The organism is Leisingera sp. ABM4_103, assembly GCF_056158685.1.
Genome location: NZ_JBSWTU010000002.1, coordinates 1 through 16,180 on the forward strand (window position 1 = coordinate 1; position 16,180 = coordinate 16,180).

Annotated in this window: 18 protein-coding genes; 1 reads left to right on the top strand and 17 read right to left on the bottom strand. The window is 61.9% G+C overall.

The genetic code is table 11. The features are described 5' to 3' along the window. Nucleotides 1-230: 230 nt before the first annotated feature. A complete protein-coding gene (locus tag ACXAED_RS00105) occupies nucleotides 231-1,625 on the top strand; it encodes a pyridoxal phosphate-dependent decarboxylase family protein (protein ID WP_475046032.1) in 1,395 nt (464 codons plus the stop codon). 108 nt (nucleotides 1,626-1,733) lie between these two features. On the opposite strand, the gene ACXAED_RS00110 is transcribed toward ACXAED_RS00105, so the two are convergent. The 17 genes from ACXAED_RS00110 to ACXAED_RS00190 all read right to left on the bottom strand — a co-directional run bounded on the left by ACXAED_RS00110 (nucleotide 1,734) and on the right by ACXAED_RS00190 (nucleotide 15,881). Beyond that, entirely contained in the window at nucleotides 1,734-2,132 is a 399-nt protein-coding gene (locus tag ACXAED_RS00110) for a hypothetical protein (protein ID WP_475046034.1), read from the bottom strand. Nucleotides 2,133-2,286: 154 nt separating this feature from the next. Further along, nucleotides 2,287-3,015 (bottom strand): DUF736 family protein, encoded by a 729-nt coding sequence (locus ACXAED_RS00115; RefSeq protein WP_475046035.1) that lies wholly within the window; start codon nucleotides 3,013-3,015, stop codon nucleotides 2,287-2,289. A 124-nt stretch (nucleotides 3,016-3,139) separates the two neighbouring features. Next, complete coding sequence (locus ACXAED_RS00120) at nucleotides 3,140-3,442, bottom strand: hypothetical protein (protein WP_028288606.1); 303 nt, start codon at nucleotides 3,440-3,442, stop codon at nucleotides 3,140-3,142. 100 nt (nucleotides 3,443-3,542) lie between these two features. Next, nucleotides 3,543-4,004: a DUF6915 family protein gene (locus tag ACXAED_RS00125; protein WP_028288607.1), complete on the bottom strand. Its 462-nt coding sequence runs from the start codon at nucleotides 4,002-4,004 to the stop codon at nucleotides 3,543-3,545. Nucleotide 4,005: 1 nt separating this feature from the next. Next, the gene (locus ACXAED_RS00130) at nucleotides 4,006-4,392 is read right to left on the bottom strand and encodes a DUF6878 family protein (RefSeq protein ID WP_028288608.1); all 387 of its coding nucleotides are present in this window, start codon (nucleotides 4,390-4,392) and stop codon (nucleotides 4,006-4,008) included. A gap of 121 nt (nucleotides 4,393-4,513) precedes the next feature. Further along, entirely contained in the window at nucleotides 4,514-8,776 is a 4,263-nt protein-coding gene (locus ACXAED_RS00135) for a strawberry notch family protein (RefSeq protein WP_274838966.1), read from the bottom strand. 102 nt (nucleotides 8,777-8,878) lie between these two features. Beyond that, the gene (locus ACXAED_RS00140; RefSeq protein WP_043754116.1) at nucleotides 8,879-9,031 is read right to left on the bottom strand and encodes an antitoxin PaaA2 family protein; all 153 of its coding nucleotides are present in this window, start codon (nucleotides 9,029-9,031) and stop codon (nucleotides 8,879-8,881) included. After that, complete coding sequence (locus tag ACXAED_RS00145; RefSeq protein WP_009819683.1) at nucleotides 9,021-9,185, bottom strand: hypothetical protein; 165 nt, start codon at nucleotides 9,183-9,185, stop codon at nucleotides 9,021-9,023. The genes ACXAED_RS00140 and ACXAED_RS00145 overlap by 11 nt, the downstream gene beginning before the upstream one ends. Nucleotides 9,186-9,279: 94 nt before the next feature. Beyond that, on the bottom strand, nucleotides 9,280-9,798 hold the full coding sequence (locus ACXAED_RS00150) for a type II toxin-antitoxin system YhaV family toxin (RefSeq protein ID WP_024099306.1): 519 nt from the start codon (nucleotides 9,796-9,798) through the stop codon (nucleotides 9,280-9,282). Beyond that, complete coding sequence (locus ACXAED_RS00155; protein WP_005668772.1) at nucleotides 9,795-10,121, bottom strand: type II toxin-antitoxin system PrlF family antitoxin; 327 nt, start codon at nucleotides 10,119-10,121, stop codon at nucleotides 9,795-9,797. The genes ACXAED_RS00150 and ACXAED_RS00155 overlap by 4 nt, the downstream gene beginning before the upstream one ends. Nucleotides 10,122-10,245: 124 nt before the next feature. Further along, complete coding sequence (locus tag ACXAED_RS00160; protein WP_024099305.1) at nucleotides 10,246-10,899, bottom strand: DUF6927 domain-containing protein; 654 nt, start codon at nucleotides 10,897-10,899, stop codon at nucleotides 10,246-10,248. Beyond that, on the bottom strand, nucleotides 10,899-11,492 hold the full coding sequence (locus ACXAED_RS00165; protein WP_025042408.1) for a hypothetical protein: 594 nt from the start codon (nucleotides 11,490-11,492) through the stop codon (nucleotides 10,899-10,901). The genes ACXAED_RS00160 and ACXAED_RS00165 overlap by 1 nt, the downstream gene beginning before the upstream one ends. A 76-nt stretch (nucleotides 11,493-11,568) precedes the next feature. After that, on the bottom strand, nucleotides 11,569-13,551 hold the full coding sequence (locus ACXAED_RS00170; RefSeq protein ID WP_043754129.1) for a ParB/RepB/Spo0J family partition protein: 1,983 nt from the start codon (nucleotides 13,549-13,551) through the stop codon (nucleotides 11,569-11,571). Nucleotides 13,552-13,705: 154 nt separating this feature from the next. After that, nucleotides 13,706-14,095: a DUF3768 domain-containing protein gene (locus ACXAED_RS00175; RefSeq protein WP_043754131.1), complete on the bottom strand. Its 390-nt coding sequence runs from the start codon at nucleotides 14,093-14,095 to the stop codon at nucleotides 13,706-13,708. 88 nt (nucleotides 14,096-14,183) lie between these two features. Continuing rightward, nucleotides 14,184-14,393 (bottom strand): DUF6330 family protein, encoded by a 210-nt coding sequence (locus ACXAED_RS00180; protein ID WP_043754132.1) that lies wholly within the window; start codon nucleotides 14,391-14,393, stop codon nucleotides 14,184-14,186. A 23-nt stretch (nucleotides 14,394-14,416) separates the two neighbouring features. Continuing rightward, nucleotides 14,417-15,355, bottom strand: a complete 939-nt coding sequence (locus tag ACXAED_RS00185) for an ArdC family protein (RefSeq protein ID WP_475046039.1) — start codon at nucleotides 15,353-15,355, stop codon at nucleotides 14,417-14,419. Between the two features lie 40 nt (nucleotides 15,356-15,395). Next, a complete protein-coding gene (locus ACXAED_RS00190) occupies nucleotides 15,396-15,881 on the bottom strand; it encodes a hypothetical protein (RefSeq protein ID WP_043754136.1) in 486 nt (161 codons plus the stop codon). Nucleotides 15,882-16,180: the final 299 nt, after the last annotated feature.

Consider the following 16,180-nt stretch of genomic DNA (forward strand, 5'->3'; position numbering starts at 1 on the left):
TGTCAGGTCGCCTATTCTTTGGGGCACGCCGCGGATGCATTGGGCCGCTCCGAGCCCTTAGTGACCAATTCTGCGCTTCGCACATATTGAAGCGATGCGCGAATAGCCGCCATTGATCCGCATCAGAATCGTGAGCTTTGCAATAGAATCCGAGCAAAACCGCATGTTTCGGGTCGATGGAAGACTTCAATATCGGTATTTCCCCTCAAAAGTAATCACAGGATTTCCCGATGCACGGACGCGACGCACTCTTCCCAAACTTTGACCAACTGATGGACGCTGAAAACGCGTTGACCGAGCGCCTCAACCAAGCTCGCCGTGACTACGCCAGTCGCAACGCAACCTCGGCGGAATTAACGCCTGATTGGTTGGAGGAGTTGAAATCCAAGCGGTTTGAGCAGGTGGAAGATCTTGAACCGCTGATGGACTGGGTGATTGATGCGCTCGAAACTGGCAGTGTGCAGATGACTCATCCGGGATATCTTGGCCTGTTCAATCCGGCACCTACCTTTGCCGCAGAATGTGCAGATCGGATCGCGTCGATGTTCAATCCGCAAATCTGTGTGTATTCTCATGCGCCTGCTGCCGTCGAAATCGAACAGCATGTCATCAATGAAGTGGCCCGACGCGCAGGACTTCCCATAGGGTCCGGAGGGCATTTTACCAGTGGCGGTGCCGAGGCCAATTCGACGGCTGTTTTATGTGCCTTGCAGGCGAAATGTCCGGATTACAGCGACAAGGGCATCTATGAATTCAGTGGTCAGCCGACGATCTACGTCTCGAAGGAAAGCCACCTTGCATGGTTGAAGATGGCGCATTCGGCAGGCATCGGGCGCAACGCCGTTCGATTAATCGCAACCGATGGTCAGGGCCAGTTGGATGTGGGTTGTCTTGCGACCGCCATTGATGAGGATCTGAAAAGCGGCTGCGTTCCGGTCCTGATCGTGGCCACGGCTGGCACCACGAATGCCGGGATGATTGACCCGCTCAAACCTTGCAGTGCATTGGCGCAGAAACATGGCATGTGGTTTCACGTTGACGCGGCCTGGGGTGGCGCGATGATGGCCAGCACGGCAGGGCAATCTGTGTTGGATGGCATTGAACGGGCGGACTCGATCACGGTTGACGCACATAAATGGTTCGCCACCACGATGGGGGCTGGAATGTTTCTGACCTCACGCCCTGACATACCTGCACAGGTTTTCCGTATCTCGGCCAGTTACATGCCTGATAGCGAGGCAGCCAAGGATTTCTATGTGAATTCCAACCAATGGTCGCGCCGCTTCGTTGGATTGCGCCTGTTCCTCGCTCTTGGGGCCGCCGGATGGGATGGGTACGGCGACCACGTAGAACGCACTATTCGGCTGACCAACCGTTTCACGGAAAATCTGAAAAAGGCGGGATGGTCGCAGGCAAACAGGTCTCTCATGGGAGTAAGTTGCATGGTGCCACCGGAAGGACACGATGCTGTACAACGCTATGTTGATGCGGTTCACGCAGATGGCCGGTTCTGGATTTCCAAGGCGATGTTCGAGGGAAAACCGGTTTTGCGGGCCTGTGTCACCAACGGACGCACGGACGAGGCGACCATTGACCAGCTTACGGATTCCCTAAAGACGGCATGAGGTGGGGAAAGGAGCGTCTAAATGGGGGCTTTCGCAATTGGTCAAAAATGGTCATTGAGTCGGATGGATTGATTGGCCGCTCTGTCCGCGACCCGTGAATTCGAGGTTTCAAATTTGCCGCGGCTTGCCGTAATGGCTGCATTCTCCTCTGCCATGCAAAGAAAGAAATTCGGCAGTGCAGCAGATCGGCGCGCTGCGAGCGCGCGCAGCATGAAAACCGGATTCACAGTATGGGCTCTGAACTGCCGTTCGCTGTATCGAGAAGGAACGACCGGTTTTGCTTAACGTAGGATTTAGCACTGAGCCGGAGCAGACCCCTGCCTTGGCGTCCAGATATGCCTGCCTTGTCCTGTCGAGCTTCGACCTTGCATGGGTCATGATGACATCACGCTGTCGTTCAGGCAGCGCAAATCCGGTGCAACGCACGATATGAGCAAGAAGCTCTTCAACCTCGGCGTCTACATCAAAGCTCTCGAACCACGGAGCTTTTCCCAGTCTCGCCACCATGTGCCTACCCTCGTCCTCTCAATAATATATTATCGTATATCATATTCAGCAGATCGCAAGCAGATGTGTGCGTCGTACCGCCAGACATGGAAAAAGGGGAACCGTGGTCCCACGGCTCCCCTTTCGGTTCGTATCGTTTTATCTCGCGCGCCGATTAGGCGACCAACGACAGCCCCGTGCCTGCATCCTGCGGCTGCTCACCGCTGTCGATGAACGGGATGATCGAGAAGGTCTGCCCACCGCGCTGTTCTTCGTTCTGCACGGCGTTCACGCGCAGGTCGCCATCGGGCGTGTTGATCAGCAGCGACAGGTAGTCATTGCCCGTGCGGCTGCTTCTCGCCATCCAGGCCGAGCCGACGCGGATCGGTGTGCCCCGGGGCGAGCTGACCTCGATCCGGTAATCGGGGTGAGTCTCCTCGGATTTATAGCTGTTCTCGATCAGCATGAATTCCAGATCGAACATCATGTTGGCGATGTAGCCGGTGAAGGCGTTGTCGGCGTCCATAGCGGTGAGCTCGCCCGAGATCGAGCCGGATTTCATCAGGCCGTTAGAGACCAGCGCGATGATCTCGAATGCGCCGCTTTGGGTCGCGCGCGCTTCTTTCGTCTGTACCGCGTTGACCCGGAAAGGGCCGAGGCCGACATCGATCTGCATCGAGATGTAGGGGTTGCCGCTGGTATTGCCGGTTTCGTTCCAGGCCGTGCCGATGCGCACCTTGCGGCCCGACTTGTTGATCGCCGTCACGTCATAATCCGGGCTGCGCGCGGACATCTTGGCCCGTGCCTCAAGCTGGATGGCGATGTCAAATCGCGTCGAGTGGATCATGCCGGTGTATTCGGCGGCGGCGGTCTCGACATTGCGGGTGAGGGTTCCTGCGAACATGGGATGGTTCCTTTTGGATTGGCCGGTGCCTGACGTTCTTGCCAGCGCATCCGGGATTGCTTTCTCGACCCCTCCTGGGATCACAAACCAGAAAGCTTGCTTTCCTTTCAGCCCCGCCCACGGGTCAGAGCTGCCGTCCGAGTGGGCATGCCCCCGCGCGTTCGGGTGCTGCGCCCCTCCCCTGCCCGTCTGGTCTTGATTGGCTACCCGGATTTTCCGCGCTGTCCTTCGATTGCGCGATGAAGAACTCCGCCTCTTTTCCGTTCAACCGGTGCCCGCTCCGGTCGGTCAGGCCGATGCAGCTACCGTTCGGCACAAAGGTGATGAGGTACTGACCGAGCCGGTCCTTGTGGACAACGTAGCCGGTATTGGCCCAGTGCACGGTCTGACCGGCATCGACGGCCGCCTTGATGTCTTCGAATGTCATGTGATCCTCCTCAAAAAGATTGCTGGGGAAACGACGCAAGAAGCCTGATCTTCCGACCGGGCTTCTATGCAGCATTCGTTTGGCAAACGACCGAGAGCTGTCAGGCGCTTTGCGTGGCTTGCGTCGCGCGCGCCGCCATCCAATCTTTCAGGCCGAGAACCGTTCTTCCGGCGGCCACCTCGAATGCCCAAGCAACCCTTGGATCGCCGCAGGGCTCCCCGCTGAGGTGCTGCTCGATATGGCCATTGGCCATCCATGGCTCAGGCTGTATCCGTCGCAGCCAGTCCGCCATGCTCGGAATGCGGCCCTGGCAGTCTTCGCGGACATGCTGCTCGCCGATCCAGCGCACGGGGATGTCCCGACCCGCGCTATTGGTCAGGGTCAGACCGAAGACACGTTCGGCCTCGAACAGGCCTTGAGCATGATGACGCAAGGCGCGGTGCGTGAAGAGGGCGAGGTGTTCTTTCGAGGCGTCGAACCAGTCGTGGATGTCCTGATAGTCAGATGGCACCCCACCGAATTTCCGGGCAGAGCTTTCAGCATGATGAAGCGGATGGGCCATCTCAAAGCCCGTCGTCATAGCTGTGCGAGCATTCAACGTAGCGGTCGGCGTGATCGAGGGTGATGCTGTCTGCTGCAATGTCCCAGGTCAGCGTGCCGTAGCCGCCCTCGTTGTTCTCGAACCCCGGATGATGGTGATAGGCGAGTGACCAGGCGAAATCGCCCACGGCGGTGACAAGCGCTTCCGGCAGTTGGACCTCCGCAGGCTGCACATTCACGTCCTCGACATTGCCGGAGTCGCCATAGCCTTCGTATTCGGCGGTGACCTCGTTGATGCCAAGCGCGCGCAATTGCACGATCAGTTCCGCTCGGGTTGCTTTCAGGGTGGTTTCGTGCTCGGCGCGCCACTGAGCCGCCATTGCGGCATAGTCGATCTGGGGATTGGTCATGGGTCTGTCCTCTTATCAGAAGTTGGGGGGCCAGGCGTCGCATTGGTCAGCGCGCGCCCGGAAAGCGCAGACCGGCCAAATCCCGATCCGCGACGCCCGACCCAAAGCCCGCTTTGGCTTTTCAGGCGGCTTGGTCTGCCGCGTTGCTGGTTCCCTGCCCCACAATCCGGGCCAGAATGCTGACCGTGTCGATCCCGTCCCCATGCGGCAGGAACACCCGCAGCTGGAAGGCAATGATCTCGGTGAAACACCCCATGGCCTTGAGGCCTTCGATCATGCCCTTGTCCGCACCGCCCAGCTCAAGGCGCATCTCGCCTGCGACCCGGCGACGGGTCAGCGTCAGACCCCGGCCCAGATCGACCGGCGTGGTGGTGCCAAGAGCCGCAGTCAGCATCTCCTGTGGCGTTTGCGGGTTAGAAACGAGGAAGCTGGCGCGCAGCGCGGCCGCCCCTTCCTCGCTCAGCGTGCGCCCGATCATGGCGGTCGCCCCGTCCGGCGTGACGCGGTAGATGCGTTCATTCGTGGTCGGGATGTCCTTCCAGATCGGCAACAGCAGCCCGGTCAGCAGGTAGAGCTTGGTTGTGGTGGTTTTTGGCAGGGACGCTGCCTCGGCATCCCAAAGCTTTGCAAACTCGGGCCTGTCGATGTCTTCCCAGGCCGAAGACGTGAACCGAGCCTCTTCGAGATAGCTAGACCCGTTTGGCCGCACCGCCTTGCGCATCAGCGTCACGATATCCTCGTCATACATCTGCATGGGGCGGGCCGAAATGAGCGCGGCGCGGCCGGAGGCGCGATTCACCATCGTGGTCTTGTCCAGATTGCGCGATATAGCCTCTTCGGCCCCAAGAACGTGGACAGGGTCCGTCACCTCGAGCCCGATGATCCGCGTCACGGCGCCGGATTTCGGGCAGGTCCAGAGATCCTCGGTCGAGACCTGTTCGATCTTTTCGCCGCGCAGGGTTTCCACGCCGAGATCGAGCGTGCCCGCCGCGCGCGCCCGTTCGGTCTGATCAGCGATCCGGCGCATGAACTCGGCAAAGAGCGCGTTCTGCATGTGGATGGGAAGGGCCAGCACCCGATTAAGGAAGCGCTGGATCGGCGGCAGCTCCTCAAGGAGCACCCCGTCCTTGTCGATCAGCCGCAGGGCCGTCCAGTCGGTGAAGCTCTCGTAGCTCATCGCCTCGGCGCGCCCGGCGGCAAGATCGGCGAAATACCCACGCAGCGCCGCTCGCGCGATCGGGCTTTCGAGATTGTCCTCCTCCCGGAACATGCCCTGCGAGCCGGTCTCGCGCTGGCCCTTCGTCAAGGCCCCCAGCTGGTCGAGGCGCTTGGCGATCGTCGAGGTGAAGCGCTTCTCGCCATGCACATCGGAGGTGCAGACCCGGAAGAAAGGCGCGCTGACCTGGGCCGATCGATGCGTGCGCCCCAGCCCCTGGATCGCCGCATCGGCACGCCAGCCAGGCTCCAGCAAGTAGTGGCGCCGCCGCTTCTGGTTCTTCGCCGTTTGGGCCGCGTGATAGGATCGGCCCGTGCCGCCCGCATCGGAGAAGATCAGGACATCCTTCTCGCCGTTCATAAAGGCCTGGGTCTCGGAGGAATTGCTGCTGGGGCTGCGCTTTTCGATGAAGAGATGGCCGTCCTCGGCCTTGAGGGGCCGGATCGATCGGCCCGTGACTTCTGCGACGGCCTCGTCGCCAAAGGCCCAGAGGATCTGATCCAGCGCCGAGGGGATCGGCGCCAGCGTCATCAACTCCATCATGGCCGCGTCACGCAGAGCGAGCGCCTCGCGCGAGACGACCAGCGCGCCAGTTTCATCCCGAAGCGGCTCAGCCACCATGTTGCCGTCGATCTCCACGAGCTTTTGGGCATGGATCGGGAAGGCCTGTTCGAGGTAGGCGAGAACATAGTCGCGTGGCGTCAAGGCACCCTCGACGAGTTCATCCTCCGGGTCCATCGTCTCAAGCCGACGCTTCAACAGGCTCTCACCCGTCGAGACCACCTGGATGACGCAAGCCTTGCCTGCCGCCAGATCGTCCGCGATGGCGTGGATGATGGTCGGGGCCTTCATGCCCATCAGCAGATGATTGAAGAAACGCTGCTTTGTGCTCTCGAAGCGGGACTTGGCCGAGGCGCGTGCTGCCGAGGCATTGGTCTCTCCCGAGGCATCGTTGACGCCGGTGGCTGTCAAAGCGGCTTCGAGATTGTGGTGGATTGTGCGAAAGGCTCCCGCATAGGCGTCGTAGATCTCGATCTGGGCCGGGGTGAGCGCGTGTTCGAGCACGTCATACTCCACGCCATCGAAGCTGAGGGCGCGGGCCGTGTAGAGGCCGAGCGTCTTGAGATCGCGCGCGACCACCTCCATGGCGGCGACACCGCCAGCTTCCATCGCAGAAACGAAGCTCTCGCGGCTTGGGAAGGGGTATTCCGGCCCCTGCCCCCAGAGACCAAGACGCGCGGCATAGGCCAGGTTGTGCACGCTCGTGGCACCCGTGGCCGAAATGTAGAAGACGCGAGCGCGGGGTGCTGCCAGTTGCAGCCGCAGGCCTGCAAGGCCCTGCTGGGAGGGTTTGACCCCCCTGCCCTGCTCGGACCCGGCCGCGTTCTGCATGGCATGGGCCTCATCAAAGGCCAGTACGCCGTCGAAGTCTTCGCCCATCCAGTCGAGGGTCTGGCTCAGTCGCGTGGTGCCACATTTGCCCGCGGACCGCAGCGTGGCGTAGGTGACGAAGAGGATACCGTCGCCCATCGGGACGGGCTGATCCGGTTTCCATTTTGAGAGCGGCTGGATGTCGGCTGGCGAGCCGCCGAGATCGGTCCAGTCGCGGATGGCGTCCTCGATGAGCGTGGCGGATTTGGAAACCCAGATCGCCTTTCTGCGCCCGGCCAGCCAGTTCACGAGAATGAGCCCCGCGCATTCGCGCCCCTTGCCGCAACCGGTGCCATCGCCGAGGAAATAGCCAAGGCGATAGGCACGTGCGTCTGGATCATCATCGGCGCGCGTCAGCTTGGTCTGGTCGTCATCGATCGCGAACCGACCCGGCAGGTCGCGCCCATGGGCGTCATGCGCCATGATGATGGTTTCCAGCTGCGCCTCGGAGAGATGTCCCTCCTCGATCAACCGTGCGGGCAGGCGCAAGTCATCACTGCCCGTGTTTGAGGGCATGGGCGGGGCAACCGAGGCCATGGCGATGCTCTCGACGAGCGGCGTGGGATGTTCTTGCGCACCCGCGATCTCGATCCGCTGCGGACGGTAGCGCGCATAGATGTCCGAGATGGGCGTGTTGTCGCGCGGGATATCGAGGCTCTTGAAAGTGAGCGGGACAACGGCATTGGCCCGAGATTTGGAGGCGGCGACAGGCGCAGCAGCGGTCTTGCGCGGGGCAGATGATGGAACGATCGGTCGCGCATGAGGGATCGCTTCAGCCCGTTGGACGGGGCGCATCTCGGGCCGGGTCGCGGCAACTGCGTCGACAAAAGGAAGGGCTTCATCCAAGTCCCGGACACTGGCGCGGATCATTTCGCCGTCCTCCTGCACCTTGTCGAAGACCATCAGCTGGGTTTCGACAGAGGTGCCGAGCTTGCGATAGACCTGTCCCGGCATCGTCAGCGCCAATCGCGGCGTCAGGAGACCGCAGGCGCGGGACCAATGCGCGGCATCGCGTTCGGGCGTGAATCCCGGCGGCATGATCGCCACCAGCCGCCCGCCGGGTGCCAGGCGCTTTGCAGCCGCGATGAGATGCTTGGCGGCGATGTGCTTGTCTCGGGAGCGATCGACCGAGGAGGCGAAGGGCGGGTTCATCACCACGACCTCGGGTAGAACCGGCGTCTGCAGCAGATCATCGATATGCTCGCCGTCATGGCCTGTGACCTCGCCGCCGAAAACCGCGCGCAGGAGGCGCTGGCGAAAGGGGTCGATCTCGTTGAGCAGAAGCGTGGCACCGGCCCGGGCGGCGAAAGCAGCCAGGGCACCGGTGCCAGCCGAGGGCTCCAGAACGGTCTCGCCCTTGCGGATCGCCGCGGCCCGCAAAACCAGCGCCGCGAATGGCAGCGGCGTGGAAAACTGCTGTAGCCGGATCTGCTGCTCTGACCGGCGGGTTTCCGTCAGGAGCCGTGAGGCAAGTAGCCTTGCAGCGGCGGTGTCACCTGCCGCGCCGTTCCCACGCAGCAGCACCTGGACAGCCGCTGCCTGCATCATGTCATAGGCCATGCGCCAGTCCCAGGCGCCACCGGCATCGCTGCCATGAAACGTCTCGCGCATGATACGCGCGAGCGCTGAACTGCGCAGGGGCTGGTCATCGACCTCCGTGCCGATTTGCGCGAGGGCAGAGGCGAGATCGGCTTCGGAGATTGCGAGAGCCGGGTTGGCCGTTCTGGGTTTGGACATGGGGATTTTCCTTTGGATCAGGGTCTGAGTTCCAAAGGACAAAAAGCCCGCTTTCGCTTTTCAGGGTGACGTAGTCAGACCGCGCCGACCTCAAAGGCTTGGTCAGGACTTGGGTTCGACCTGCCGCTTCGCATCAATCAATGCCTGTGCGGCCTGCATCACCTGAACCTGAGATGTTCCCGAGCGTGCATCCTCCAGCGCGGCCTGCACCTGCGCGCAAAACCACGTGTCATAAGAATTCGCTTCAGCGGCCACGGAAATGCTCCTCGAGCCCGATATCCAGCAGCTTGCCGAGGTCATCGGGCATGTCTGCAACGCGCACAGCAATTGGGAAACGGTGCCCCGTCAGGTCAGGCGCGCATTGCTCCTCTAGACCGAGGTGCTGCCTATCCTTTTCCGTCTCATTCATTGTGCTTTCTCCGACCGCATTATCAGCCGATGCTACATCTTCGAGCGTGGCGTCGTAAATGATAATGCCAAAGGGTCATAGCAAGCTGGCCCACTTACCGATCGGGCACCGCTTCAAGGGATTTCTCGAACCGCTTGCCTGCCGCTGCAGCTTCTTTCAAGAGCGCGTCGAAATTGTCAGGTGGGTTGCCATCTTCCAGCATCCCTTTGAACGTCGCATAGGCATCCGTCTTGCTGCCATAGGCGCGCAGGGTCTTGTCGTCGTTCACCCATGCCACCACGATGACCTTCGCATCGCTGTTGAACCGGTAGAACAGCCGATACTGCTGGAAGAATTTCGCCCGGAACCAGTGCTTGCGGTGATCGCCGAGTGTGCCGCCTTGCCGGAAGGCGGCGGCACCCGGATCTGCAGGTATGGCCTCGGTGACCAGCTTGAAGATGGCGGCCAGCCGTTTCGTCGGGTTTTTCTTGTGCCAGGTCTTGGGATCGCGAGCCTTACGCGCCTCTACCTCCTCGACCAGCCCTTCGAGCTGGTCCAGAAAGAGTGGGTGCGCATAAATCGACCATCCATTCACGACAAGGGGCGCTTGGGCGGGCACGCTATCGCCGCTCATTCATCCTCGAGCGATAGCGGCGCATCGAGATCGACATCAACGTCTCCGACCAGTGCTGCAAGACGGTCATGCAAAGCCCCATCGAAAGCCCGAATGCGGTCCGGATGCGCCTTGATATCGGCCTCGACAAAATCGAGAAAGGCTCCGAGCACGGGATCTTCCTCGTCGCTGCGCACGGGCTCGATATAGACCCTGCCACTCGGCTCGGTGCAGTAACGAATCTGGTCGCCCTTGCCCAGCTTGAGCTGTTTGCGCACACCCGCCGGCACGGTCGTCTGATACCGATCCGTGAGTTTCGAGACATCTTGTGCGAGGGCTGTCATGGCAGTCTCCTGAAGAAAAGGGGCTTTGCTGCCCGCGATAGGTAATGCATTTGCATTGCCTTGTCAAGACAAGCCGCAGCATCTGCTGTCGCCGGGCAGGTCGATGAACCGTCCGGCGCAGGACCTAATTTCGCCCCGCCAGGAACTCCGCCAGCACCGGGCTAGCCGCACCTTTCGTGGAGCTGAGCAGCTCCGAGCCCGCAAGCGAGGCCTTCGACAGGCGTACGAGCCCACCAGTTTCCTCGATGCGGTAGCAGCGGCGCTTTTGCCGCCCACGCCTGTAGTGGGTCGCGGTGACAATCTGGCAGGTACTGCCATCGGTGAGCGTCACAGGGGTGGCGAGCTTGATCTTGTCGCCTTCCTCGTAGTCCGGGATCGCAGCCCAGTCCTGGCAGCGCTGGCGCCAGGCATGAGCATAGCTGTCTGGGTCTTTCAGCTCGGACAGCAGGGCCAATAGGCTCAGTGGCGCGCGGGATTCGACCGGTCCCGCGCTTTCCTCCATGTCCTTGTAGCCCCAGCAGCCGTCATCATATCGGGTAAGGAATACGGCGGCGAAAGTGATGGAGCCATCCGCATCGGTGACATAGGTCGTGTCTTCGACAGGGGTGCCGTCGATATTTGTGACCTTTGCCGCCGCGTACCAAGTCGAACCCACCTTGCAGGCTTTGACCAGTTCCGTCTTGCGCCTTTCGCCCTCGAAGGTGCACAGCCGAGCAATCTCCGCTTTCTCATCCGCGTAGGTCTGGACGCGGCCGTCGGTGTAGAAGAGCCAACCCATCACGCCGCCCTCCGGTCATCGATTTCCATCAGCGCATCGAGCGGCACGCGGTAGGGCTGCATGGCGTCAAAATCCTCGCAATTGCCACAGTTCTGCACGATCGCAAAGGTGTCGCAGGCATCCTTGAGGATGACCCTGAAGGTGCCACCGAGGCCCGAGGGCACTTCGTAGGTCCCGCCGATGAGATAGTCCGAGGCCCGGCGCACGAAGACGCGGATGCTGTGGCCATCGGTGGCGAGCCGGATGGCCCCTCGCCCCCGGTCGATGAGCACCTGCACGTCATCCAGGATGTCGGTGTAAAACTGGCCGGTCAGATCGCGAAACGCCATGCGGCGCTGCGCCATCCAGTCGGTGTCCCGAAACGGGTTCATGCCGTCGGCGAAGGCGAAGGAGGGATCGGCCTGCTCGGTGGTAACGATACGGGTGGTCGTGCCATCGATGCCGTTTGAGCGCAGATGCACACCATTGCCGACGATGAGGATCAGGGCCGGCCTGTCCACGGGCCCGTTCCAGTTGGGCAGGAAGGTCTTGCAGGCACGCGCATGTGCGATTTGCGCCGCAACAGCGGAGGCAGAGAACTTGAGAATAGCCATGGGGATGTCTTTCTGTTCGGTTTGGAAGGGTCGACCCGCGCGGGCGGCATGGTCCACGCGCGGGTCGCGTGAGGACTCAGGCCGCTTGCGCGATGTCGCCGTCAGGCTCCGGGGTTTCCGCCGCGGGCTCCGCCTCATCACAGGCGACACCGGCTGTCTGCATCATGGGCGGGCACCAGGCGGCCACGGCAGCGCGCTGCGCGTCCGTGAGCGTGGCGAAGGGCTCGGCGAAGAGCTTGTCACAAAAGGCGACGATCTCCTTCTTGCTCGACGAGGCCAGCGTCACCGCCTCCTGGGCGAGACCCAGATCCTCGCCGAGGATCTTCAGGAGCCAAGCCTTCTTGAAGCGGTTGAAGAGCGCCGCATTCGGCGTCCAGTGGGAGCGGATGTCGGGCATGATCTCGATCTCGAACGCATGCATCAGGCTGTCGCGCTGGCGGTCCCGCGCGAAGCAGGACTGCGTGGTGCTGGCCGTGGCATAGGCCACGAGCTTGGCCTTTTCGCCTGCCTCCAGCGCGCGAAACGCCGCGAACTGATCGGCGGGCGCGCGGGTGTCATCGAGCCAGGAGAGGTCCAGCGCCTCATGCGCCGCCGCCACCTGCTCGAGCGAGGTTGCGTCGATCTCGTCCATCTTGGCATGGCTGCGGTATTCCTTGCGGGCATCGATCTTGATCGCCTGCGTGACACTCATGCCGCTGGCCAGAACGTCGCTCACCAGCTTGAAGAGCGTCAGATCGAGCGTAGCTTCCGGATGCAGCGCCATCGCGGCCCCAAGCGCCATGGCTCGCTCGGTCTTGAGGTCCTCAGCCAGTGAGGCCGGATAGGTGATTTCGCCGGCGTCTGGGGCCTCCTCCCCGGTCGGGCTAGCCGAGGAGCCGCGCGCGCCCTCCTTTTTGACGGTGTCTTCCGGGCGGACGAGGCCAACATGGAGGGTCACCTGCCCGCCCGACCAGGACGCGATTACCCCAGACCGCGCGAGGTCCTCGGCGCTGTAGGCCTCCTGCAGGTCGCGGGCTTCCTCTTCCAAGGCGTCCACGCGCTCGTAAAGCGCGTTGTAGGCACCGTCCTCGAGCCCCTCATCCTCCATCTCGAGCTGCAGTTTCTCAAGCTCGGCGGTGATCTCATCGATGCGCTTTTGCGCAGCCTCATCAGGCTCGATCGGGCCGGGATAAACGCGGCCGTAGTCGGCCATGGTCGCGTAATCATAGCGGACCATGGCATCGGCCCAGGCAAAGCCCAGCTTTATGCGGGCCTCTTCGGCGGCGGCACCGAGCTTCTCGAGCAGGATGGTCTCGACCAGCGCGGCGTCTTCGAGCACGGAATGCTCTTCCAGAAGGTCAGCGGCGACAGCGCCGCCCCGCGCCTCGTAGTCCGCGCGCACGAAGGCCCCGATATCGTCACTGACCTGCACGCCGCGGGATTTGAGCGCCTGGCGGACCGTATAGGCCTGCAGGTAGCTATCTTCCTTGGTGAGCGCCTCGAAGACTTCGCGCTGCACCTCCTGGCTCGGATGCTCCGCAAAGGCCTTCATCGTGTCGAGCGTGATCGTCTTGGCCCGGGCCGCGGCGCGGATGTCGGGGTGGATTAGGCCATAGCGCAACCGGCCTTTCACGGCCGCCACCGTGGTGCCGAAGGTCTTTGCGATCGTCTCGGGCGTCTGGTCGTCGACCTCCATCATCCGCGCGAAAGCCTCGAACTCGTCGATGGCATTCATCGGCGCCTGGGTGATGTTCTCAGCGAGCGACAGGGCCGTGGTGACATCGCAATCCTCTGGCACAAGACGGCAGTCGATCTTGGCCTTCGCCGTGAAGCCTTTCGCGGCCCTGTCCGCGACCAGCTCCTTCAGCGCGGCATGCCGACGGCCACCGGCGAGGACAGCATATTTGCCGTCGAGCTTCTGGACCATGAGCGGCTGCAGGAGACCCAGAACGGCGATGCTTGCCTTCAGATGGGCGATGTTCTCAGGATCATAGGTTTCCGGCGAGTTGCTGCGCACATTGGCGGGATGTGAGACCAGATCGCCGATGGCGACGGAGACGGGTTTGAAGCTTGTGGTCATGGCGTTTCCTTTTCGGTGGGTTTGGAGCGGCCCGCGCATTCAGATGCGCGGCCAATCCCCGTCTTCAGGGATCACCACAACAAAAGGCCCACTCTCCCTTTGAGGGGTCAGCGGGCCTTCATCGCCTGGGCTGTCAGGAGGGGTGTCCCCTCCCCTACCAGTCGCGCGCCAGCATGATGGTCAGCACGCGCATGGTGGTGGCGGGATTGTCCGGGGCCTCGGCGCCATAGCGGAAGTCGGAATCCGCTTCGTACAAATCCAGTTTCCAGAACACGGTCTCGCCGCGGACCTCGACCGCCCCGAAATCATGCCATCCTTCGGGATCGTTCTCGGGCTCGAAGGTCTCGAACATGCCCGTGGCCTTCACCGCCTCGGCCATGAAGCCGTCACCGGCATTCATAATTGAGCGGGTGACATGCATGCGGCCCTGAATAGACTGGGCGGTTGGCACACCGAGGCACGCGAGCTTGCGAAACGCGTCGTTCTGCGCTGCGATCACACTCGGATCAGGGCGGTCTGTCTGGGGTTGTCCTGTCATGGACATGGGGTGCTCCTTTGAGAAGTTGAAACACCCTTCCAAAAGCCAGCTTTTTCTTTTTCCCCCTGGCGGCAGGACAGAAGCAGAAGGGGCCCTACCCGAACAATCGCTTGGGTCTGTAATTCGGGTTGGGGATGGTTTCGATCCAGCCGCCTTGGTGCTTGATGGTCTCAAGTGCCGCCGAGAGCGGATAAGCGCCCTCGGACGGGCTCCACCAATAGGCGCCGTGCTTGAAGGTGATGATCTTGCGGCGGCCGTCGTTGAAGCAGGCCACCCGCAGCGTCTTGGGTTCCTTACGTGACATGGGCGTCTCCGTTCTCCCTGTGGTCAGGCGGCCTTGGCTCGGCCCCCTGCCCTGCCCGCCTCCGATCTGGCGATCAGGTAATCACAGGCGCGCTGCGCATCCGCGGCGTGCTTGAAGATCGCACCCTTGTCCGACCGAAGAACGCGCAACCAGTTATGGAGGTAGGCAGCATTCATCTCGAGCGTATGCGCCGTAAAGCCGAGCGTCTGACCCAGGAACACCGAGGTCAATTCCGCGACGATCTCCTCGCGCGCGTAAGAGGTGTTGCCAAACTTCGAGAACCCGAAATCACGGTTCAGTCGATGCCGGGCCTTCGTGGCATGGGCCAGCTCATGCGCCCAGACCCCGTAGAAATTGCGCGGGTCCTGGAACCGCGTGATGGATGGCATGTAGACCTTGTCCACGGGGGGCAAATAGTACGCCTCCGTGCCCGTGAAGACGGTCGTGATGTCGATGGCATCGAAAAACGCCTGCATGTGCGGGATGGGCTCGGACGGCGGATGCTCGGGCGCGGGCTCCGGGTCTGGGAAGAAGCTGTCGGGCAGGCCATCGATCTGGCAGGCATTGAACACGCGGTAGGATTTCTGGAAGCGGAAGATGCGGGCTTCCTCGGAGCGATCATCGCCATCGCTGCGGTCGTCCTCGCCGCCCGCGTCTTTCCGGCTTTGGCCGTAATAGACGACGACAGAGGATTTCTCGCCCTTGCGGACCTTTGCGTCCAACGCATTGGCCTGAGGCAGAGTCATCCAGAAGGGAGAGCTGTGGCCCGCCATCACGGTCCGCATCGTCAGCAGGAAGTTGTTCACCCCCTGGTAGGGTTCGCCGCCCACGCGCAGGGGGCGTGAGCTGCCGCCTGCGGTCCAGGGCTTGCGCCACGGCAGGACGCCGCGCTCGATGATGCGGACGATTTCGTTTGTGATGACCTCGGAGGCATCGAATTTGGGCGTGGGGGATCGGGCCATGGCTGGCCTCCTTTCGAATGTTTGTGAGAGGGAGTGGTGATCAGATTGACTGACGGGGCCGCGGATCGTTGACGATCCTCGCGCCGAGCCGCTCGACCGTGTCGATGTAGGTGGTCAGCGAGACGCACCTGCCGGCACCTGAAAGGTCAGGATCGACAGATCTGTCCCGCGCCACCCGCGGCAAGTTCGCGAATGCGATAACATCGGTGACGGGTCGGATATCGATGAACGGGGTCCCTCGTGCGACCGCAAGAGCGGCCAAGGGAAAGCGTTCGATCGGCGCGAAAGTCGACACTGTGGTCCAGCCGAGATGAAGGAACGTCCCACCCTCCCCGCAGATCACATGCGCGTTTGGCAATAATGCCGCCTGCCTGAGGTAGCCAAGATCGCGCAGGACGGTCTCGCGCTCGAGTTGCCGCGATAGCGCCGTCTGGCCAGTTCTGCGCAGCTCTCTATGCCGCCACCAGGAGGCGGCGGTTGTGCGGAGCACGCGCAAGACACCTGTTTCCATTAGAATGCCCTTCATTAGGAAAGACAGACCGGAATCCGGTCCGGACCCATCCGAGGGACCCCAAAGGCCCTCATCCGTCAGTCACAAAACCCGAAGGACACTTTTACTTTTCAGCAGCCAACTGGTCCGGGGTAACGGCCGAGGGTCCGACACCACCGCGGACCCCAGTGACGGCATGCAGTAAGTGGCGGTTTCGATCCAAGATCGGCAAGCCATATCGGCAACTCCGGCCCGACTGCTGCAGTCTTTCTCATATTATCAATAGCTTATCTGACGTTCTCGATCGGCAAAAGCGCTCCAACGGTGACCTCTCA